Origin of the sequence: Williamsia deligens, assembly GCF_024171765.1 — a bacterium.
Lineage (GTDB): Bacteria > Actinomycetota > Actinomycetes > Mycobacteriales > Mycobacteriaceae > Williamsia_A > Williamsia_A deligens.
The window spans coordinates 154018-173463 of sequence record NZ_JAMTCI010000003.1; the positions used below are offsets into that span (position 1 = coordinate 154018).

Annotated in this window: 21 protein-coding genes and 1 riboswitch; of the genes, 14 read left to right on the top strand and 7 right to left on the bottom strand. The window is 70.9% G+C overall.

Going from position 1 to position 19446, the window contains the following annotated elements; translation table 11 throughout:
* Positions 1–124: 124 nt before the first annotated feature.
* From qcrB to ctaE, 4 genes are all read right to left on the bottom strand, one after another.
* Positions 125–1750, bottom strand: a complete 1626-nt coding sequence (gene qcrB, locus LX14_RS17945) for a cytochrome bc1 complex cytochrome b subunit (protein WP_253648739.1) — start codon at positions 1748–1750, stop codon at positions 125–127.
* A complete protein-coding gene (gene qcrA / locus LX14_RS17950; protein WP_253648740.1) occupies positions 1747–2952 on the bottom strand; it encodes a cytochrome bc1 complex Rieske iron-sulfur subunit in 1206 nt (401 codons plus the stop codon). Before qcrA ends, qcrB begins: the two co-directional genes overlap by 4 nt.
* Complete coding sequence (gene qcrC / locus LX14_RS17955) at positions 2949–3836, bottom strand: cytochrome bc1 complex diheme cytochrome c subunit (protein ID WP_253648741.1); 888 nt, start codon at positions 3834–3836, stop codon at positions 2949–2951. The genes qcrA and qcrC overlap by 4 nt, the downstream gene beginning before the upstream one ends.
* A 65-nt stretch (positions 3837–3901) precedes the next feature.
* A complete protein-coding gene (ctaE, locus tag LX14_RS17960) occupies positions 3902–4513 on the bottom strand; it encodes an aa3-type cytochrome oxidase subunit III (RefSeq protein WP_253648742.1) in 612 nt (203 codons plus the stop codon).
* A gap of 80 nt (positions 4514–4593) precedes the next feature.
* Between ctaE and LX14_RS17965 the strand changes: the two genes are divergently transcribed.
* Together LX14_RS17965 and trpD are read left to right on the top strand one after the other, a co-directional pair.
* A complete protein-coding gene (locus LX14_RS17965) occupies positions 4594–5067 on the top strand; it encodes a hypothetical protein (RefSeq protein ID WP_253648743.1) in 474 nt (157 codons plus the stop codon).
* A 22-nt stretch (positions 5068–5089) separates the two neighbouring features.
* Entirely contained in the window at positions 5090–6166 is a 1077-nt protein-coding gene (gene trpD / locus LX14_RS17970; RefSeq protein ID WP_253648744.1) for an anthranilate phosphoribosyltransferase, read from the top strand.
* 30 nt (positions 6167–6196) lie between these two features.
* Here trpD and LX14_RS17975 read toward each other — a convergent pair whose 3' ends face one another.
* Positions 6197–6472 (bottom strand): Lrp/AsnC family transcriptional regulator, encoded by a 276-nt coding sequence (locus tag LX14_RS17975; RefSeq protein ID WP_253648745.1) that lies wholly within the window; start codon positions 6470–6472, stop codon positions 6197–6199.
* Complete coding sequence (locus LX14_RS17980) at positions 6469–8268, bottom strand: DEDD exonuclease domain-containing protein (protein WP_253648746.1); 1800 nt, start codon at positions 8266–8268, stop codon at positions 6469–6471. The genes LX14_RS17975 and LX14_RS17980 overlap by 4 nt, the downstream gene beginning before the upstream one ends.
* Positions 8269–8484: 216 nt before the next feature.
* Between LX14_RS17980 and LX14_RS17985 the strand changes: the two genes are divergently transcribed.
* The 11 genes from LX14_RS17985 (at position 8485) to LX14_RS18035 (ending at position 17605) form a co-directional block, all read left to right on the top strand.
* A complete protein-coding gene (locus LX14_RS17985) occupies positions 8485–8679 on the top strand; it encodes a hypothetical protein (RefSeq protein ID WP_253648747.1) in 195 nt (64 codons plus the stop codon).
* 113 nt (positions 8680–8792) lie between these two features.
* Positions 8793–8961, top strand: a riboswitch (cyclic di-AMP (ydaO/yuaA leader).
* Between the two features lie 14 nt (positions 8962–8975).
* Entirely contained in the window at positions 8976–9563 is a 588-nt protein-coding gene (locus tag LX14_RS17990) for a C40 family peptidase (protein WP_253648748.1), read from the top strand.
* An 82-nt stretch (positions 9564–9645) separates the two neighbouring features.
* Complete coding sequence (locus LX14_RS17995; protein WP_372505456.1) at positions 9646–10683, top strand: C40 family peptidase; 1038 nt, start codon at positions 9646–9648, stop codon at positions 10681–10683.
* A 1-nt stretch (position 10684) separates the two neighbouring features.
* Positions 10685–12067, top strand: coding sequence for a hypothetical protein (locus LX14_RS18000; RefSeq protein ID WP_253648749.1), 1383 nt, complete (start codon positions 10685–10687; stop codon positions 12065–12067).
* A 44-nt stretch (positions 12068–12111) separates the two neighbouring features.
* Entirely contained in the window at positions 12112–13233 is a 1122-nt protein-coding gene (locus tag LX14_RS18005; RefSeq protein WP_253648750.1) for a glycosyltransferase family 4 protein, read from the top strand.
* A 74-nt stretch (positions 13234–13307) separates the two neighbouring features.
* Complete coding sequence (locus tag LX14_RS18010; RefSeq protein ID WP_253648751.1) at positions 13308–13715, top strand: hypothetical protein; 408 nt, start codon at positions 13308–13310, stop codon at positions 13713–13715.
* 1 nt (position 13716) lies between these two features.
* Positions 13717–14166 carry an SRPBCC family protein gene (locus LX14_RS18015; protein ID WP_253648752.1) on the top strand — a complete coding sequence of 150 codons (450 nt, stop codon included), beginning with the start codon at positions 13717–13719 and terminating at the stop codon, positions 14164–14166.
* A gap of 23 nt (positions 14167–14189) precedes the next feature.
* A complete protein-coding gene (locus tag LX14_RS18020; RefSeq protein ID WP_253648753.1) occupies positions 14190–15338 on the top strand; it encodes an ArsA family ATPase in 1149 nt (382 codons plus the stop codon).
* Positions 15339–15402: 64 nt separating this feature from the next.
* Positions 15403–15822 carry a hypothetical protein gene (locus LX14_RS18025; protein ID WP_253648754.1) on the top strand — a complete coding sequence of 140 codons (420 nt, stop codon included), beginning with the start codon at positions 15403–15405 and terminating at the stop codon, positions 15820–15822.
* On the top strand, positions 15819–16790 hold the full coding sequence (locus tag LX14_RS18030) for an ROK family protein (RefSeq protein ID WP_253648755.1): 972 nt from the start codon (positions 15819–15821) through the stop codon (positions 16788–16790). Before LX14_RS18025 ends, LX14_RS18030 begins: the two co-directional genes overlap by 4 nt.
* A gap of 83 nt (positions 16791–16873) precedes the next feature.
* Positions 16874–17605, top strand: a complete 732-nt coding sequence (locus LX14_RS18035) for a lysophospholipid acyltransferase family protein (RefSeq protein ID WP_253648756.1) — start codon at positions 16874–16876, stop codon at positions 17603–17605.
* Here the strand turns inward: LX14_RS18035 and LX14_RS18040 are convergent.
* Positions 17566–18912, bottom strand: a complete 1347-nt coding sequence (locus LX14_RS18040; protein ID WP_253648757.1) for a glycosyltransferase 87 family protein — start codon at positions 18910–18912, stop codon at positions 17566–17568. The genes LX14_RS18035 and LX14_RS18040 overlap by 40 nt on opposite strands.
* 44 nt (positions 18913–18956) lie before the next feature.
* Here LX14_RS18040 and LX14_RS18045 point away from each other — a divergent pair, with 44 nt between their 5' ends.
* Entirely contained in the window at positions 18957–19442 is a 486-nt protein-coding gene (locus tag LX14_RS18045; RefSeq protein WP_253648758.1) for a polyadenylate-specific 3'-exoribonuclease AS, read from the top strand.
* Positions 19443–19446: the final 4 nt, after the last annotated feature.

Below are 19446 nucleotides of genomic sequence, written 5' to 3' on the forward strand. Positions count from 1 at the left end.
AAGCGGTCCCTACCGCCCAACAGACGGTGCGGACTCAGACGCGATGGGGGAGGGGAGGGGCAGATACGACAACGGCGGCGGATCCGTGTGGATCCGCCGCCGTCGTGTCTGTGTGACCGGAAGGTCACTCGAGCATGCGCCCGCCCTTCGACTGAAGGTTCGAGAGGGCCTCGTGCTCGGCACGATGGTTCTCGTGCTCGATCTCGCGGGCCAGCTGCTGCTCTTCCGGAGGATCGGCCACCATGAGTGAACCGGTACCGGGAGAGCCGGCCGAGCCCAGCTTGTTCATCCGCTTGGGCAGTGCAGCACCCTCGTACGGCAGCGGGATCGGGTGACCATGACCGTCGACGGGGCCGAGCGGCTGATGCACCTCGATGTACTCACCGCGCGGCATCCGCTTGATGATGCCGGTCTCGATGCCGTGCTCGAGCACCGCACGGTCACTGCGCTGCAGAGCGAGCGCCCAGCGGTAGGCGATGTAGTACGCCAGCGGCGGCACCACGATGAGACCGATGCGACCCATCCACGTCGTCGCGTTCAGCGAGATGTGGAACTTGAGCGCGATGATGTCGTTCATGCACGACAGCGTCAGCACCACGTAGAACGCCAGCGCCATCGCCCCGATCGCGGTACGGACCGGGACGTCACGCGGACGCTGCAGCAGGTTGTGGTGTGCGTCGTCGCCCGTGAGCTTCTTCTCGATCCACGGGTAGGCCATCATCGCCATGACCACCACGCCGATGATGACGACGACCCAGAAGATCGCCGGGATCGTGTACGTGTTGCCGAAGTAGATCTCCCACGCGGGCATCAACCGGGCCATGCCGTCGGTCCACATCATGTAGATGTCCGGCTGCGAGCCGGCGGACACGTGGGCCGGGTTGTACGGGCCGATGGTCCAGATCGGGTTGATCTGCAGGACGCCGGCCATGATCGCGAGGATGCCGAAGGTCACCGCGAAGAACGCACCCGACTTCACCGCGAAGACCGGCAGGATGCGGACGCCGACGACGTTCTTCTCCGTGCGGCCCGGGCCGGGGAACTGGGTGTGCTTCTGGTACCAGACCAGCGCCAGGTGCGCGCCGATCAGCGCCAGGATGATCCCCGGGAAGAGCAGCACGTGGAGGATGTACAGGCGCGGGATGATGATGTCGCCGGGGAAGTCGCCACCGAACAGGGCCCAGTGGACCCAGGTGCCGACGACCGGGATACCCATGACGATGCCCGACATCGCGGCGCGGACGCCGGTGCCCGAGAGCAGGTCGTCGGGGAGCGAGTAGCCGAAGAAGCCCTCGAACATCGCCAGCAGCAGCAGCACGCAACCGATGACCCAGTTGGCCTCACGGGGCCGACGGAACGCACCGGTGAAGAAGATGCGCGCCATGTGGACGATGATCGCGGCCGCGAACAGCAGCGCCGCCCAGTGGTGGATCTGACGGACGAACAACCCGCCGCGCACGTCGAACGAGATGTCGAGAGCGGTGGCGTACGCGCGGCTCATCTCCACGCCGTTCAGCGGCTGGTACGACCCGTGATAGGTGACCTCCGCCATCGACGGGTCGAAGAAGAGGGTCAGGTAGACGCCCGAGATCAGCAGGATCACGAAGCTGTACAGCGCGATCTCGCCGAGCAGGAACGACCAGTGCGTCGGGAAGACCTTGTTGATCTGCCGACGCAGGCCTGCTGCGACGTGATATCGAGAGTCGACTTCGTTCGCCTGTGATGCCGCGCGGTCAGCGATGGCACTCATGGCTTGTCCTTCCCTTGGCCGCGTTCCCAGAACGCCGGTCCGACAGGCTCTATGTAGTCGCCTGCTGCAACCATGTATCCCTGATTGTTCACCGTGATCGGGAGTTGTGCCAGTGCCCGCGCTGCGGGACCGAACACAGGCTTGCCGTACTCCAGGGCGTTGAACTGGCTCTGGTGGCACGGGCACAAGATCCGGTTGGTCTGCTGCTCGTACAGCGAGGTCGGGCACCCGAGGTGCGAGCAGACCTTGGTGTAGGCGATGTAGTCGCCGTAGTTGAAGCTCTCCTGGCCCTGACGCTTGATCAGCTTCGCCGTGTCCGTCGGACGCAGGCGGATCAGCATGACGGGGTTACGGACGGCCCGCAGACCCTGACGCAGCTTCTCGCGGGACTCCTCGGTGGCACCGAAGCCGTCCGAGAGCCGCCACGGGAAGACGGTCTCCATGGCGCCGGCGTCGAGGTCCTCGGGACGGACCAGGACGACCTGCGCGGGGTCACCGGTGTCGCGACGGAGGAACACCGTCTCGTTCGGGGTCTTCGGGTCGTTGTAGATCGGCGACCACCCGGTGTGCCAGAGGTCGGAGTCCTTGCCCTTGGCCCACGGGTTCTTGACGATGCCACCGAGGAGGGCGACGACGCCGGTGAACGCGAACGCCCCGACACCGAACGCGGCCGACCCGATGATCATCTTGCGACGACCGATCGTCGACGTGGTGCCCGCGTTGGCGAGCAGCGCCGTCGTGGTGGCGCGGTCGATGTCGTTGGAGCCGCCGTCGTGGCGGTCCTGCACCGAGATCTCCTCGGGAATGAACTTCTTCGTGTACTGCACCAGCCCGATGCCGACCGCGAGGATCGACAGACCGAACGTCACACCGAGCAACGGCGTGTTCAGCGTGTACAGGAAGTAGTTCTTCTCGTCGGGGAGGACGAACTCCCAGTGGTTGAACGCGAAGATGACGAAGCATGCGAGCGCGGACAGACCGGCGACGGTGAACCAGAAGGCGACCGACCGCTCGGCGCGCTTCTCGGCCTTCGTCCCCGGGGTCGGGAAGCGCTCGACGCGGTGGATGATCTCCACGCCGTCGAGGTTCGTACCGAGCTTGACGAGCTCGTCGTTGCTCATCTTGTCGAGCTGGTCCTTGGTGAAGGTCGGGGGGTGGTTGGTGCCCTCCGTCTTCTCCGGTGTCGTCGTCTCGTCGCTCATGACCGTGATCCAATCCACATCGCCGAGGCGACCACGGCGACGACGCCGATGACCCACATGGCCATGCCCTCGGACACGGGGCCGAAGCCGCCGAGCGCGTACCCGCCCTGGGGGTTGGTCGTGGTGGCGTACTTGATGTAGCCGATGACGTCCTTCTTCTCGTCCGGCGTGAGCTGGCGATCGGAGAACTTCGGCATGTTCTGCGGGCCGCTGAGCATGGCGGTGTAGATCTGCTGCTCGTTGGCCGGGTCGAGGTTGGGCGCGTACTTGCCCGAGGACAGAGCACCACCGCGACCGGTGAAGTTGTGGCAGGAGGCGCAGTTCAGACGGAAGAGCTCACTGCCGAGGGCGACGTCGCTGCCGCGCAGCGACCCCTGTGCCTTGACCGGGTAGCCGTTCTCCATCTTGACGGTGCCGTCGGCGTTCTTCTCGTAGACGACGGTGGGGCCGCCACCGACCGACTGCACGTAGGCGCCGAGCTGGTCGACCTGGCTCTCGGTGAACTTCGGTGGCTTGCGGGCGGCCTGGGCCTCGCCGCGGACCGCGGGCATGCGGCCCGAGGACACCTGGAAGTACACCGACGCGTCACCGACACCGACGAGCGAAGGACCGCGGTCCTGGACACCGTCGAGGTTCTTGCCGTGACAGGTGATGCACGACGTCTCGTAGAGCTTCTTGCCGTCCTGAATGAGGGCGGCGTTCGACTGCGCGTCGGCCGTGGCGACCTGCGGCGTGGGTGTGATCGCGGCGGCCAGGCCACCGGCGACGACGAGCCCGGCCAGCAGGAGCAGTGCACCGCTGGCGCGACGACGCAGCTTGCGACGGGCCTTCGCGCGCCGGGCCTCGGTCGCCCGAGGGGTCCCGGGCGGGGGAGAAGAACTCATCTCTGCTCTCTCTGGTCGTGACGAATGGAGCGGGTGGGGGCGGACCGGGGCTGACCGGGCCGCGCTCACCGGATGAAGTAGATGGTGGCGAACAGGCCGATCCACACGATGTCGACGAAGTGCCAGTAGTACGAGACGACGATCGCGGCCGTTGCTTGTGCCGGCGTGAACTTGCTGAGCCGCGTGCGGATCAGCAGGAATATGAAGGCGACGAGGCCGCCGATGACGTGCAGGCCGTGGAACCCGGTCGCCATGTAGAAGACCGACCCGTAGGCGCTCGACGACAGGGTCGTGCCCTCGTGGACCAGGTGGTAGTACTCGTAGCCCTGACCGCTCACGAAGAACGCGCCCATGAAGAAGGTGAGGATGTACCAGCGGCGCAGGCCGAAGACGTCGCCGCGCTCGGCGGCGAAGACGCCCATCTGGCAGGTCACCGAGGACAGGACCAGCACCGCCGTCACGGGGATGGCGAGGAAGAGGTTGAGCTTCGTGGGCTCCGGGGGCCAGTTGCCGCCCGAGTTCGCGCGGGCCACGAAGTACATCGCGAAGAGGCCCGCGAAGAACATCAGCTCGCTGGACAACCACACGATGGTGCCGACGCTGACCATGTTCGGCCTGTTCAGCGAGTGCACTCGCGACGTGATGGCCGTGCCCTGGGTACCCGCAACGCTAGTCACAGACTGAAGTATGACGGTTCGTAGTATCCCGTGACCACCTGGGTACCGAAAATGTCGTCGACGAAACAGGAGCACCGGTCATGACCCGAGACCTCAACGGCAAGACGGTGCGCCCCGGCGTGCTGAAGCGCTGGGCGGGCCGCCTCGGCGGCCGCGGCGGCGACGCGGCCGACGCACCCCTGGACGACCCCGCGCTGGTGCTGGTCGCGCAGAGTTTCGACGACGCGGCGGCGAGTTCGTCGGTCCTCGCCGACTCCGGGTGGAGGGAGGCCGACGAGGTCGTCGTGACCCACCTCGTGACGGTGCCCGCAGGCCGTGAGGGAGAGGTCGAGGAGACCGCGGCGCAGGACGGCTACCGGCGTGTCGAACCGTCCGCGGTCCCGGACGACGTGGTCGGTGCGGTGCCCTCCGGTGCGTCACTGGTGGCGTTGGCGCGACCGCAGCTCCTCGACGCACTGCATCTCTCCCAGGAACGGTCGCGGATGGCCGGGCTCGGAGCCCGCCACGAGGGGACCGTCCTCGGGTGGCAGGTGCGACAGCGTCCACCCCGCTAGCCCCCGCCTAGGCTGCTCATCCATGAGCACCGCACAGAGCGCGCCCACCAGCTGGCCGGCCGTCCTGGGTGCGTTGTCGCAGCGTCGGGATCTCGCGCCCGCGGACGCGCGGTGGGCGATGAACGAGATCATGTCCGACGCCGCCACCCCGGCGCAGATCGCGGCGTTCGGCATCGCGCTGAAGATCAAAGGGCCCGCGCCCGAGGAGCTGACCGCGTTGGCCGCCGAGATGCTGGCGCACGCGGTGACCGTGCCCGTGGAGGGCCTCGCCGTCGACATCGTAGGCACCGGCGGCGATCGCGCGCAGACGGTGAACATCTCGACGATGGCCTCGGTGGTGGTGGCGGCGAGCGGCGTGCCCGTGGTCAAGCACGGCAACCGCGCCCAGACCTCACGCAGCGGCGGTGCGGACGTCCTCGAGTCCCTCGGCGTCGACATCACTCTCGACGCCGCCGGGGTGGCGCGATGTGTGGCCGAGGTCGGGATCGGCTTCTGCTTCGCGCCCGTGTTCCACCCGGCGCTGCGGTTCGCCTCCGCCCCGCGCAAGGAGATCGGCATCCCCACCGTCTTCAACGTGTTGGGTCCGCTCACCAACCCCGCCCGCCCGGGCGCGGGTCTGGTCGGCTGCGCCTTCGAGGACCTGGCACCGGTCGTGGCACAGGCGTTCGCCGACCGCGGCGACACCGTGCTGGTGGCCCGCGGCGACGATGGGCTCGACGAACTGACGACGACGGCGACCTCGACGGTCTGGGTGGCGGCGTCCGGCGGTGTCGTGGAACTGCACCTCGACCCCCGGAGACTGGGCATCGCGTTCTGTGATCCGGCCGACCTGCGCGGCGGCGACGCCGATCGCAACGCCGCGGTCGCGCGGGACGTGTTCGCGGGGCGGCCGGGACCGGTACGGGACGCGGTCCTGCTCAACGCGGCCGGCGCAGCCGTCGCGCACGATCTGGCGTCCACCGGGGCAGCGCTCTCGTCGGAGGCGCCCCTGGACGATCTCGAGGGACGTCTGCGGGACGCGCTGCGCCGGATGTCCGCTGCGATCGACGACGGGTCGGCCGCGGCACTGCTCGACCGCTGGGCCGCCTTCCGGGCCTGAGGGACTCAGCCGTCGGCGACGGCGTGGGCCTCACTCACCGATGGCGAACCCCGCGTCGACGTCGGCGCTGGAGTACGCCTTGAACGCGATGTGGGTGGCGGTGTGCCGCACGCCCGCGAGCTTGTTGATCGTCCCGGTGACGACCTTCGCGACGCTCTCGTGGTCGCGGACGCGCACGATCGCGATCAGGTCGACGTCACCGGCACACGAGAACACCTCCCGCACACCGTCGACGTCGGCGACGGCCTGGGCCGTCTCGTCGATCGCGTGGACGTCTGCCGAGATGAGGACGATGGCCGTGATCACCCGGTCAACTGTAGGCGGCGGGGTGTCGGGGTCGGGGTGACCTGAGGCGTGTCGTCGACCCCGCGCAGTTCGCGTGCGCGGTCGCGGGCGAGCGCGACGGTGTCCCGCCATCGCGACCACCGCGCCGCCGACCGTGCGGGGACGGCGAACGGGTCCGTGCTGCAGACGATGCGGACATCCGATCCCACCAGCCAGCGGTAGACCAGCGCGGTCTCCTCCGACGGTGCACCGGCCAGCGGCCCCACGTCGGGGACGACGGTCTCGGCCGACGCGCACAGGGCCTGCGCCACCGGGACCGGTGCGACACCGATCGTCGCGACACCGGCGGCGGCGAGTCGCCCGTGACGCACCACCACCAACTCCCACCCACCGGCCCCGTCCGGGCGCGCCGCGACCATCTCGGCGACTGCGCAGAGGGCGGTGAGGCGCTGACAGCGCTCGAGGGCCCCGAGGGTCAGGGCCAGCCGGTCCCGCAGGCGCGCGGCGGTCTCGAACATCTCGACGCCGGCGAGGTGTCCGATGCGTGTCAGCACCGACTCGAGCGGAGCGTCGTCGGTACCGGTGATCACCGCGCGGGCGGCGGCGACGGCGGGCCGATACCCCTCGACGTCGAGGGGTGTGCCCGCGGCGGTGCAGCCGCCGACCGGTGGTCTCCCGTCGGGCCCGGCCGCACACTCGTGCCGCCTGGACGCGGGTATCCGGTGACGACAGGTCCGCAGGCCGCAGACCCCGGCGATCAGGTCGGCGACCTCGCGGGCGTCGGCGCGGGACCGGATCGGCCCGACGGCGACCTCCCGCGGTGTCCGCGTCACCGCCAGGCGCGGATACGGCTCGTCGGTCAGCGTGACCCACCATCCGTCGTGCTGCGCCTTCGACCGGCGGTTGTAGGCGGGTCGGTGCGCGGCCAGCAGCCGTAGCTCCCGTACGCCCGCCTCCAGGCGGTGCGCGCACTCCACGTGGTCGACACGGGTGGCCAGCGCGATCATCTCCCGCATCCGTGTGCGGGTCTCGGCGCCGGTGAAGTACTGCCCGGCGCGACGTCGCAGATCGGTGGCGGTGCCGACGTAGAGGACCTCGTCCGACGGGCCGCGGAACAGGTACACGCCCGGGCGGTTGGGCAGCCCCGCGACCATCGAGCGCTTCGCACGGTGCGCCGCCGGGATGCCGGGCAGGAAGTCGACGAGTTCGCGGTAGGTGTCCACCCCGAGGTTGCCGACCCGTTCGAAGAGCGCGTGCATCACCTCCACGGTGGCGCGGGCGTCGTCGAGTGCGCGGTGGGTGGGCGTGGTGGACACGGAGAACAGACGCGCCAGCGCGGACAGCTTCACCGTCGGGGCCTCGTCCTTCGTCAGCACCCGACGCGCCATCTTCACGGTGCACAGGACACGTCGCGGCGCGAAGGTGTGCCCGTGCGCCGCCGCCGCGGCCCTGAGGAACCCGGTGTCGAAGCGGGCGTTGTGCGCGACGATCACGGCGTCGCGGGCGAACTCCAGGAACGCGGGCAGGACCTCCTCGATCGGCGGGGCCCGGTAGATCATCGCCTCGGTGATGCCGGTGAGCCGCACGATGTGGGGCGGTATCGCACATCCCGGGTCGACGAGGGTCGCGAACTCGCCGAGCACCTCACCGCCACGCACCTTCACGGCGCCGATCTCGGTGATCCGGTCGCGGGCGGGACTGCCCCCGGTCGTCTCGAGGTCGACGATGACGAAGGTCTCGGCGAACAGTGAGGGCTCCGCGTCCAGGGTCAGCTGCACGGCCGTGTCCGGCGAACCCCTGTGGTCTGCGTGACGCATGAGGCGAACACTAGTTCGACCCTGCGACATCGCCGCGGACCCCGTTCTTGTCGGTGGTGGGCCCTAGCGTCCACGACGTCCGATCCCGACAGCCGCCCCGGCCGGCCGGGACACGAATTCCCCAGTGAGACGGAGATCACAATGCACATCGACTGTGCCACCTGTCCCGGCCGCCCCCGGGCATGTGGCGACTGCATCATGGGCGTCCTGATCCCGGTGCGCAGCGCGGTGATCAGCGATGACGGCGTCGTCACAGCCCAGGACCCCCGGGCCGTCGAGGTCGACGACATCCGCGCCGCCATCGAGACGCTCGTGGACGCGGGCCTCGTGGGACCGTCGGCCCGCAGGTCACCCATCGTCGTCGAAAAGCGTGCCACCGTAACCGATCTCGCTTCCCGACGCGCCGGCTGAGGCGAGTCGTCGACGCGGTCGCCGTCGACTCGTGTCGCGGTGGACAGATCGACGTACGGTTTCGTAACCTTTCCGAGACCTTGCGGGCACACCGGTCTCACACCGAGCCGGACCGGGGGTCACCGCTCAATCACCCAGCTGGGTGAACCGGGGAACCATCAACGCGGACACAGTCCGATTGGGGTGAATCTCTGCGTGCGTCGGTGACGGCGTGCGCAGCGTAGGGCCATTCTTCCGGCCCGAATCCGACAGCTAACCCGGTCGGCGGTCGAGGAAGAACCGAGGAGAACCCGTACGTGGCGAAACACCGCGCACAGAGCAGTAACACCGGCCTGAAGACCGCCCGGGGCGCCGTCCTGACGGGGGCCATCACCCTGGGGGCAGTGGCGACAGGGGCAGGCCCGGCGCTCGCCGCCCCGATCACCGTGCCGGGCATCGGCACCTTCGAGATCCCCGGCGTCACCCAGAACCAGATCCCCCCGCAGTTCAAGGCCAAGCCCAAGGGCCCCGAAGCGGCGCCGAACCTGAACCCGCGCCTCGGTGCGATCGGGCAGCGCGCGGCGTCCGCGGCCGTCACCCGCATCGGTTCGCCGTACGTCTACGGCGCAGCGGGCCCGAGCGCCTTCGACTGCTCCGGCCTCGTCTACTGGTCCTACAAGCAGGCCGGCAAGACCATCCCGCGTGACAGCTACGGTCAGCTCGGTGGCGGGACCCCCGTGGCCGAGTCCGACCTGCGTCCGGGTGACGTCATCATCATGAACGGCGGATCGCACGCCGGGATCTATGTCGGCAACGGCACGATCGTGCACTCGTTGACCGAGGGCGTACCGGTGTCGAAGGCGAGCCTGAAGAGCGTCGACTTCTACGCCGCGCGCCGCTACTGATCGCGGCAGGGGTACGGTCGCGGATCGACCGACGAGGTCGTCGGGACGGACAGATGCAGAGGGTGAGTCGGTAGTCGTGATCGTGGGACAGCGTGGCGCTCGCACCCTCGTCTCGTGTCTGTCCGCACTGCTCGTCGGGGTCGTCGCGCTCTGCATGGCGTGGCCTGCAGGCGCCGACCCCGCCCCGCGGAGTCCGGACCAGCTCCTCGCCCGCTACACCTCTCTCGGACGTGAGGCGGAGAAGGCCTCCGAGGCGATGCACTCCGCCCAGATCGACCTCGACCGCCGACAGGCCGAGCTGCGATCGGCCGACGCAGCCGTGGCCTCGGCCAACAAGCAGCTCGCCGCCCTCTCCGGACGGCTCGACGCGTTGCAGTCGCGGGTGGACACCCTCGTCCGGGCCTCGTACCGCGGGGCTCGCGTGAACCGTCTGTACGCGGTGCTCGTCTCCGACTCGCCGCAGTCCCTGCTCGACCAGATGTCCGGCCTGGAGATGCTGTCGCGACAGACTGCAGCCGACGTGCGCGCCTATCGCGCGGCGTCCGCATCCGCCGCGACAGCGCGAGCGCAGGCCGAGAAGGCTCGGGAGAGCGCGTCGGCGGCGGTCGCCGCCGTCGACAGGACCCGAGCCGGGCTCCAGGCGAAGCAGAGCGATCTGCAGCTGAACATCGCGCAGGTCAAGGCCGTGTACGAGTCGCTGACGGGCAAACAGCTCGCGGCACTGCGCGGTCCCGACATCACCTTCGACAGGTCCCTGATCCCGCGGGGCACGGCTCCGTGGGTGGTGGCGGTGCAGGCCGCGCTGACCCGCATCGGCGACCCCTACGTCTGGGGTGCGACGGGGCCGTCGCAGTTCGACTGCTCCGGGCTGATGGTGTGGGCCTACAAGCAGGCCGGCGAGACGTTGCCCCGGTCCAGCGAGGCGCAGCTCGGCGGCGGCACTCCGGTCGATCGCAAGGACCTGCGACCCGGCGACCTGATCATCTACTACGACGACGCCAGCCACGTCGGCATGTACGTCGGCGACGGCTATGTGGTGCACGCCTCCACCTTCGGGGTGCCCGTGAAGGTGGTCCCCGTGGACCAGGCCGGGCCCTACAAGGCCGCGCGCCGTTACTGAGGTGCGCCAGCCCCCTCGCCGTCGGATCCCCGCATCGGCTCCCGCACTCGCGCTGATCGCCGTGGTGACGCTGCTCCTGGGTGCCTGCGGGTCCGACACGCCGCCGGCCGCGAGCCCGTCGTCGTCGCAGAACGCCTACGAGGCCACCCGGGAGCAAGGCGTCCTCGCGACGCTGACGAAGCTCACCGCCGCGGAACGGGCCGGTGACGTCGCCGCCGCGACCGCACTCGTCGACGCCTCGGCGACGCCCGCCTTCCGCGAGTCCGTGGCACGCACCGCCCGCGCGTTCGCGACCGTGGGCATCGGCACCGCGCAGTACCGCGTCCAGCGCGACACCGGGGACGGCGACCGATCGGGGCAGCTCGGACAGAACGGCGCCCTGGGCGAGCTGACCCTGCCCACCGAGGTGCAGCAGCGACTCGACGCCCAGGGCAGCACCGACTCCTGGGTGGTCCCGACCGTCCTGCGCTACCAGTTCGCCGGGGTCGACGAGGCGCCGACCTCGGTGTCCCGACCGCTCGTCATGGCGCGCTACGGCGACTCGTGGACGGTCGTCGGTGACGCCGGGCCGGTGCTCGGCACCGGCACGCCTCGCCCACAGTTCTGGGACTACGACGGCGTCCGCGCGCAGCGGGTGTCCACGGCAGGCGGCACCTCGATCGTCCTCGACTACCCCGGCAGCAGGTCCCTCGGTGACCGCATCCGGTCCGGTCTGCCCGGGGCCGTCGGTGCGGTGACCGCGTTCTGGGGCGCGCAGTGGCCCCGGCGGACCGTGGTGATCGCGACCGACACCTCCGGCGCCTTCGTCGGGTTGGCCCGCGCCCAGGGGGACACCGCGGCCGCCGCGGCGGCGACGGTCTCCGGCGACGACACCGGCACCAGTGCGCTCGGCCAGCGGGTCGTCTTCACCCCGGGCGCGGTCGACGACCTCCCGGGGGCCGCGCTCGACGTCGTGCTGCGTCACGAGCTCACGCACGTCGCGGCGCGCCCGCGCACCGCGGACACGGCCCCGAAGTGGCTCACCGAGGGTGTGGCGGAGTACGTCGGACGGTCGGGCACCTACCGGGTCCTCGCCGACGCCGCGCCCGACCTCGCGGCGCAGGTGCGGTCCGGCCGGACACCGACGGCGTTGCCCGACGACGCCGCGTTCGCGGTCTCGGGACCGGACGCGCAGATCGCCTATCAGACCGCGTGGTCCTTCGCGGCCTTCGCCGCGCAGGCGTACACGCCGGCCCGGCTGCGCGCCCTCTACCTTCGACTCGCCGGCGGCCCGAGCACCGCCCAGGCACAGTCCGACGCCATGTCGGCGACGCTCGGGGCACCCGGCGACGCCGTGCTGGACCGGTGGCGCGTGTGGCTCACGACGTCGGCCGCCGCGCGATGACGACCTCGCGGGGACGGACCGGGTCGGGCCACGGGTCCCGGTAGATGTCCCGCACCCTGCTCGTCACCAACGACTTCCCGCCGCGGCCCGGCGGGATCCAGTCCTACCTGCAGAACCTGGTGGACCGCCTCCCGCCGGGGGAGGTGACGGTCTACGCACCCCGGTGGCGCGGTGACGCCGCCTTCGATGCGTCGGTCCCGTACACCGTCCACCGCCATCCGACGCGCCTGATGCTGCCCACGCCGGCGGTGGCACGGCGTGCGGCGGACCTGGTGGCCGACGGGGACGTGCACACGGTCTGGTTCGGTGCCGCCGCGCCGCTGGCCACCCTCGCGCCGATCGTGCGCCGCGCGGGTGCCCGCCGGGTCGTCGCCAGCACACACGGTCACGAGGTCGGCTGGTCGATGCTGCCGGCGGCGCGCCAGGTGTTGGGCCACATCGGTCGCCACACCGACGTCGTCACCTTCGTCAGCCGCTACACCCGCGGACGCTTCGCCGCCGCGTTCGGACCCGACGCGGCGCTCGAGCATCTGCCGCCGGGTGTGGACACACGACGCTTCGCCCCCGACGCCGACGCGCGGTCACGCATCCGCGCGCGCCACGGTCTCGGGGAGGCGCCCGTCGTCCTGTGCCTGTCGCGGCTGGTGCCCCGCAAGGGCCAGGACGTCCTCATCGACGCCATGCCGGCGGTGCTCCGACAGCACCCGGCCGCGACCCTGCTGATCGTGGGCGGCGGACCGTACCGCGACCAGTTGGAGCGTCGCCGCGACGCCTCGCCCGCACGCGATCACATCGTGCTGACCGGGTCCGTCGACGCCGACGACGTCCCCGCGTACCACGTAGCGGCCGACGTCTTCGCCATGCCGGCGCGCACCCGCGGTCGCGGCCTCGACGTCGAGGGGCTCGGCATCGTGTACCTCGAGGCGTCGGCGAGCGGGGTGCCGGTCGTCGCCGGTGACTCCGGTGGGGCGCCCGAGACCGTCGTCGACGGTGAGACCGGGCATGTCGTCGACGGACGCGATGCGGCGGCCGTCGCCGACGCCGTCGGGTGCCTCCTCGCGGATCCCGAGCGCGCGCGGGCGATGGGGCGCGCCGGCCGCGAGTGGGCGACGAGCACGTGGGAGTGGGATTCGATCGCCGCGCGGATGAGCAGGGTGCTCGCGTGACGGCGCCGGCCGGGGTGATCGACGCCCCGCACGCGGGCGCGGGGGTCGCGGGGCGGATGTGTGAAGCTAGACGCGTGAGCAGCGTCCAGGTCGCCGACGAGACCTTCGTCGCCGCGTCGACGGCGTCGGTGCCGGGCGTCGTGGGCGACCGGTCGAGGTGGTCGCTCTGGTGGCCCGACCTGCGCCTCGAGGTCGTGGAGGATCGCGGCGAGGCGGGCGTGCGGTGGCGCGTCGGCGGAGCGTTGACCGGGACGATGGAGATCTGGTGCAAGCCCGAACTCGACGGGTTCGTGCTGCACTACTTCCTGCACGCCGAGCCCACGAACGGCACCGACGGGCGCGCGCGGGCCGGGATCGCCGAGACCCACCGGCGACGGGTGGCGGGCCGCAGGATGTCCACCGAGGTGAAGCGTCGGCTCGAGAACGGCAGGGCCGCAGGCGGACCCGCGCGGGGATTCCCCGCCGTCACGGAAGGGGCGTGAGATGGCCGACAGCACCGAACAATCCATCGTGATCAACGCGGACCCGGACGCCGTGATGGCGGTCATCGCCGATTTCGAGCGGTACCCCGAATGGGTCTCCGCCGCGGACGAGGTGACGATCACCGAGCCCGGCACCGGGGCCGACGGCACGCAGCGTGCGCGCCGGGTGCGTTTCCGCCTCGACGCCGGGGTGCTGCGCGACACCTACGAACTGGCCTACACGTGGTCGGCCGACGGCGCGTCCGTCGAGTGGGAGCTCGTCTCCAGCGAGCTGCAGACGGCGCAGCACGGGCGATACACGTTGGTGCAGCAGGCATCCGGGTCCACGAAGGTGACCTACCGGCTGACCGTCGACCTCGCCATCCCGATCATCGGCGCACTCAAGCGCCGCGCCGAGAAGGCGATCACCGACGCCGCGCTCAAGGAGCTGAAGAAGAGGGTGGAAGGCTGATCGACGTCGCACCGGTCCACGTCGTGCTCGGCCCGGGGGGCGCGGGCGTCACCACCGTCGCCGCGGCGTTCGCGGTCGGCGAGGGGTCGTCCCGGCGCGCCCGTACCGCCGATGCCGGGGACACCTTGCTCGTCACGCTCGACCGGTTCCGCCAGGCGTCCCGGGTCTTCGGCGTCTACTCCGCGCCCGGGCAGGCCGTCGCGGTGTCCCAGCAGACGCATCTGCTGGAGCTGGACACCCTGGCGATGCTGGGGGAGACGTGGGCCGTGTTGCGCGGACCGATGTCGCTGGTGGGCGGCGCGGTCGCCGACGTCGCCACGATCGATCCCGACGAGCTCGGCGGGATGCCGGGCATCGAGCAGCTGTTGGCGTGGCGCAGGATCCGCGACGAGGCGGTGTCGGGGCGATGGCGGCGCGTCGTCGTCGACTGTTCCGGCGGCATCGACCCGCTGGGGTTCCTCGGCGTGCCCGGCCTGGTCGCGGGATACCTCGAGCAGATCTGGCCCCGGCATCGCCGCCTGGCCGGGGCGGCCGAGACGCCGCGTCTCGCCGGTGGTGCGGGCATCGTCGACGGTCTCGCCGCCGACTGCTCCGACATCGCCGGGCTGCTCTCCGACCCGACGGTCACCCGTGCCCACGTCGTCACCCCCGCCGGGTCGCACGGTCGCGAGAGCGCACACCGGTTCCTCGCCGCGTTGGACCTCATGGGGGTCTGTACCACCGAGGTGGTGGTCAACCGCGGCCGCGACGACGGACAGGACCCCGTCCCGACAGGTCGGGCCGGGAGCCTGAGATGTGTCGAGACACAGGAACTCTCGGTTGAGCCGCGCACGGTCGCCGCGCTGCGCAAGCTCGACGTCCGACTCGACGACGAGCCGGGCGTGGTCGTCGGGTCGGCCGCCGCGCAGGTCGAACACGTCTCCGGGACCGGACTGTCCTCCGTCTACCGGCTGTCGTGGCCACAGCTGCTGCCCGATCCGGAGACGCTCGCGCTGGGGCGGTCGGGGGACGACCTCCTGGTGACCCTCAGCGGTGTCCGCCACCGGGTGACCCTTCCCTCGGTGCTGCGCCGGTGTACCGTCCTCGACGCCCGATGGGATGATGGGACGCTGAGTGTCCGGTTCAGTCCCGATCCCGCGGTGTGGCCGCGGGCGGGACACACCGACGACTGACCGCCACGACGGGCCGGCGCCCGCCGCAGGATCTCGAATCGACCGCCAGGGGAGTGCGAACGCGATGGACAGCTCGGGTGCAGGTGGGCGTCGCGACGCCCACGGTGCCCGGGACGCCGGCGGTCGCGATCCCGGTGGCAGGGACGCCGAGCCGATGCGCGCGCTGGTGCTGGCCATGCTCGAGCGGGTCGAGAACTTCGCGACCACGGTGATCGGCGAGGGTGTCGAGGCCCGTGACCCGACTCGCCCCCCGGTGGACATGGGCCCGGCGGTCCGTGCGGCCGTCGACGCCATGGTCATCGAGATCAGCGAACTGGTGAACCGGGTGCTGGCGGCACTGATCGCGGCGTTGCAGGCGATCTCGTCGGCCCTGGACGAGATCGGTTCCGAGCGGGGTCGTCGCGCCCACCCGGACGCGCGGGCCCGCCCCGGACGGGCGGGTGGGACGTTCCAACCGATCACCGTCGAGGTGCGACCCACGTGAGCGGGCCGCTGACGATCGGTGTCGACATCGGCGGGACCAGCATTCGTGCCGCCGTCGTCGACGACCGGGGTCAGATCCACGACTCGCAGCGCGCACAGACCCCGTCGACCGCACCCGCGCTCGAACGCTGTCTCGACATGCTCGTCGACGAGCTGCGCTCCCGCACCGAGGTCGCCGCCGTCGGCCTCGCCGTCGCCGGGTTCCTGACCCCCGACCGGTCGGTGGTGCGGTTCGCGCCGCATCTGCCGTGGCGCGAGGTCGCGGTGGCGCGCGAGATGAGCACCCGCATCGGTCTCCCGGTCTCGTGCGAGCACGACGCCAACGCCGCGGCAGTCGCCGAGCGACGGTTCGGTGCGGCCGGCGGGGGACGCACGACGCTGGTCCTGGCCATCGGCACCGGTATCGGCGCCGGACTCCTGCTGGAGGGTGAGGTGTTCCGCGGCAGCCACGGTGTCGCACCCGAGCTCGGCCACCTCCCGGTGGTGCCCGACGGCCGGCCGTGCCCCTGCGGGAAGCGCGGCTGCTGGGAGCGCTACTGCAGCGGGACGGCTCTCGTCGACAACGTCGTCGAGCTGGTGGCGGCCGGGCTCCACCGCACCAGTCCGCTCGCGCGGGAGACCGAGCAGGACCCCGGGTCCCTGACCGGTCGTCGCGTCGCGGCCGCGGCCCATGACGGCGACCCACTCGGGCTCGCCGCCCTGGCCGACTTCTCGCGGTGGCTGGGCTATGGATTGGCCCTCATCGGCGACGTCTTCGACCCCGATCTCATCGTGTTGGCCGGCGGCGTCGGCGCGTCCAGCGGCCTGTTCCTCGACGAGGCGCGCGACCACTACGCCGCGCTCCTCACCGGCAGCGGGCACCGCCGGCTGGCCCGGATCCGCGGCACGCAGCTCGGCGAGGCGGCCGGACTGATCGGTGCGTCGGCGATCGCGCGCAGCGACCTCGCGCGAGTATCCGCCACGCGCTGAGGGTGGGTAGAGTCGCGTCACGGCGCGACGGCCTCGCCAGCTCGGCATACACGGTGCGGCACGGATGATCGGAGTTCTCCACGATGTGGTACTGGCTCTTCAAGCACGTCCTGCTGGGACCCGTCCTCAAGGTGGTCGGTCGTCCCCGCGTGGAGGGTCTGGAGAACCTGCCGTCGCGCGGTCCGGCGATCCTCGCCAGCAACCACCTCGCCGTGGTGGACAGCTTCTATCTGCCGATGGCCGTGCCGCGCCGGATCTACTTCCTCGCCAAGAGCGAATACTTCACCGGCACCGGACTCAAGGGCGGGTTCCAGCGTTGGTTCTTCACCGCCGTCGGACAGATCCCCATCGACCGCAGCGGCGCCGACGCCGCCGAGAACGCCCTGATCTCCGCACGCCGCAAGCTCGAGGCCGGTGAGCTGATGGGCATGTACCCCGAGGGGACGCGGTCACCGGACGGGCGGTTGTTCAAGGGCAAGACAGGTCTCGCCCGCATCGCGATGGAGACCGGGGTGCCGGTCATCCCGGTCGCCATGATCAACACCGAGAAGCTCAACCCGCCCGGGACGACCATCCCGCGTCCCACGCAGATCACGGTCAGGATCGGCAAGCCCCTCGACTTCTCGCGCTTCGAGGGCATGAAGGGGAACCGTTTCATCGAGCGCGCCGTGACCGACGAGATCATGTACGAGCTGATGCGGCTCAGCGGCCAGCAGTACGTCGACATCTACGCGGCCAGCCTCAAGAAGAAGGACGGGGCCGGGACCGACGCCGCTCAGCCGTCGACCGACGCCCGGTCGGAGCCCGCGGCCTGAGCGTCGCCACCCGTCGGGTCGGGTGAGAGGCGGACGCCAACGCCGCCGAGCGCGACCATCGTGATGAGCACCGCCAGCCCCCACAGGCAGAAGGCGTTGCCCAGCACCGTCTCCGGGACCGACCAGTGGCGTGGGTCGCCGTGGAAGAACTGGAACGGCGCGAGCACCAGGACCACCGTCCCGCTCGCCGCGAGGACACCCAGCGTGCGGCGGACCGCGGTGCGGTCCGATCGCGACGCGGCCGCGGCGAGCGCGAGGATCGCCGGCACCGCCCACACCCAGTGGTGCGCCCAGGACGTCGGAGACACCATGACCGCCCACAACGCGGTGACGCAGACGGACAGGACGTCCCCGCCGAGACGCTGCGCGCGGGAGATCGCGAACCACGCGAGCGTGGTGAGGACCAGCACCGACGCCGCCCACACCAGTTTCTCGCCACCGCCCTCACCGAGCAGTCGGATCCACATGCCGTTGACGCTCTGGTTGATCCCGCCGGCGAGGTCACCGATGCGATCGGTGTGGAACACGGTGTGGCTCCAGTAGCGGATCGAGTCCGTGGGGGCCCAGATGAGTGCGACGACGGCGGCCACGGCGAACGTCCCCACCGCGCGCGCGACGGCCCGCCCGTCGCGGCGCACCACCAGGTAGAGCACGAACGCCAGCGGGGTCAGCTTGATCGCGGCCGCCACGCCGATCAGCGTCCCGTGCCACCGCGACCCCCGGGGCCCCAGCACCAGGAGATCCACCGCGACCAGGACCAGCAGCACCACGTTGATCTGACCGAAGCCCAGTGTCATCCAGTAGGGGTTCGTCCACAGCGCCGCCGTCGCCACCGCCAGGACGAGCCACCGACGGTTCGTCGACGAGCCGATCCGCAGGCGTCGCAGCACGACGGCGGTGCCGACGACCGTCGCGATCACCGTGATCGTCGCCATGACGGTCCCCGCGACGACCAGCGGCACCACCGTGAACGGCAGGAACGACAGCGCGGCGAACGGCGGGTAGGTGAAGGGGAGCCAGATGCCGTCGGAGGTGAACGGCATCGACCCCGACGCGTACAGCGAACCGCCGTTGCGCCACATCTGGGCACCGAGACGGTAGACGTCGATGTCGATGCGGTCGAGCTCGCCGAACGAGTGCGAGAACGGTGTACCCGTGACGCGGATCAGGGCGGTCACCGCGAACGCGACCGCGATCAGGATCGTGGTCACCCGCGACGGCGACCACCGCGCCAGGATCGGGGCGGGCCGGTCACCGTCCGGGGCGCGACGGGGCGCGTCCGCGGCGCGGGGACGGAGCGTGGACATGACGGCGATCATCCCGCATCCGCGCGGGCGCCTACGCTCGGCGGGTGCGCTTCTTCTACGACTCGGAGTTCATCGAGGACGGTCGGACCATCGAACTGGTGTCGATCGGGGTGGTCGCCGAGGACGGCAGCGAGTACTACGCGGTGTCCACGGAGTTCGACCCCGAGCGGGCCGGGGACTGGGTCCGGGCTCATGTGCTGCCGCATCTGCCTCCACCGTCCTCCCGGTCGTGGGCCGGTCGCCGACGTATCCGTGACGACCTGCTGAACTTTCTCACATCGTTCGACGGGGACATCGAACTCTGGGCGTGGATCGGCGCCTACGACCACGTGGCGCTGTGCCAGCTCTGGGGATCGATGCCCGACCTGCCGCGGCCCATCCCGCGCTACACGCGAGAGTTGAAGCAGCTCTGGGAGTCCCTGGGCCGCCCGGCGCTGCCGCCCTCGCCCGCCGACGCCCACGACGCACTCGTCGACGCCCGGCACAACCTCCGTCGCTGGGAGGCGATGCAGGCCGCCATCCGGCGCTGACTAC

Coding starts and splice junctions, on each gene's coding strand:
- LX14_RS17965 (WP_253648743.1), top strand. CDS start 4,594: ATGACCCGAGACCTCAACGGCAAGACGGTGCGCCCCGGCGTGCTGAAG.
- LX14_RS17980 (WP_253648746.1), bottom strand. CDS start 8,268: ATGCGTCACGCAGACCACAGGGGTTCGCCGGACACGGCCGTGCAGCTG.
- LX14_RS18025 (WP_253648754.1), top strand. CDS start 15,403: ATGGACAGCTCGGGTGCAGGTGGGCGTCGCGACGCCCACGGTGCCCGG.
- LX14_RS18035 (WP_253648756.1), top strand. CDS start 16,874: ATGTGGTACTGGCTCTTCAAGCACGTCCTGCTGGGACCCGTCCTCAAG.
- qcrA (WP_253648740.1), bottom strand. CDS start 2,952: ATGAGCGACGAGACGACGACACCGGAGAAGACGGAGGGCACCAACCAC.
- trpD (WP_253648744.1), top strand. CDS start 5,090: ATGAGCACCGCACAGAGCGCGCCCACCAGCTGGCCGGCCGTCCTGGGT.
- LX14_RS18005 (WP_253648750.1), top strand. CDS start 12,112: ATGTCCCGCACCCTGCTCGTCACCAACGACTTCCCGCCGCGGCCCGGC.
- LX14_RS18015 (WP_253648752.1), top strand. CDS start 13,717: ATGGCCGACAGCACCGAACAATCCATCGTGATCAACGCGGACCCGGAC.
- LX14_RS18040 (WP_253648757.1), bottom strand. CDS start 18,912: ATGTCCACGCTCCGTCCCCGCGCCGCGGACGCGCCCCGTCGCGCCCCG.
- qcrC (WP_253648741.1), bottom strand. CDS start 3,836: ATGAGTTCTTCTCCCCCGCCCGGGACCCCTCGGGCGACCGAGGCCCGG.
- qcrB (WP_253648739.1), bottom strand. CDS start 1,750: ATGAGTGCCATCGCTGACCGCGCGGCATCACAGGCGAACGAAGTCGAC.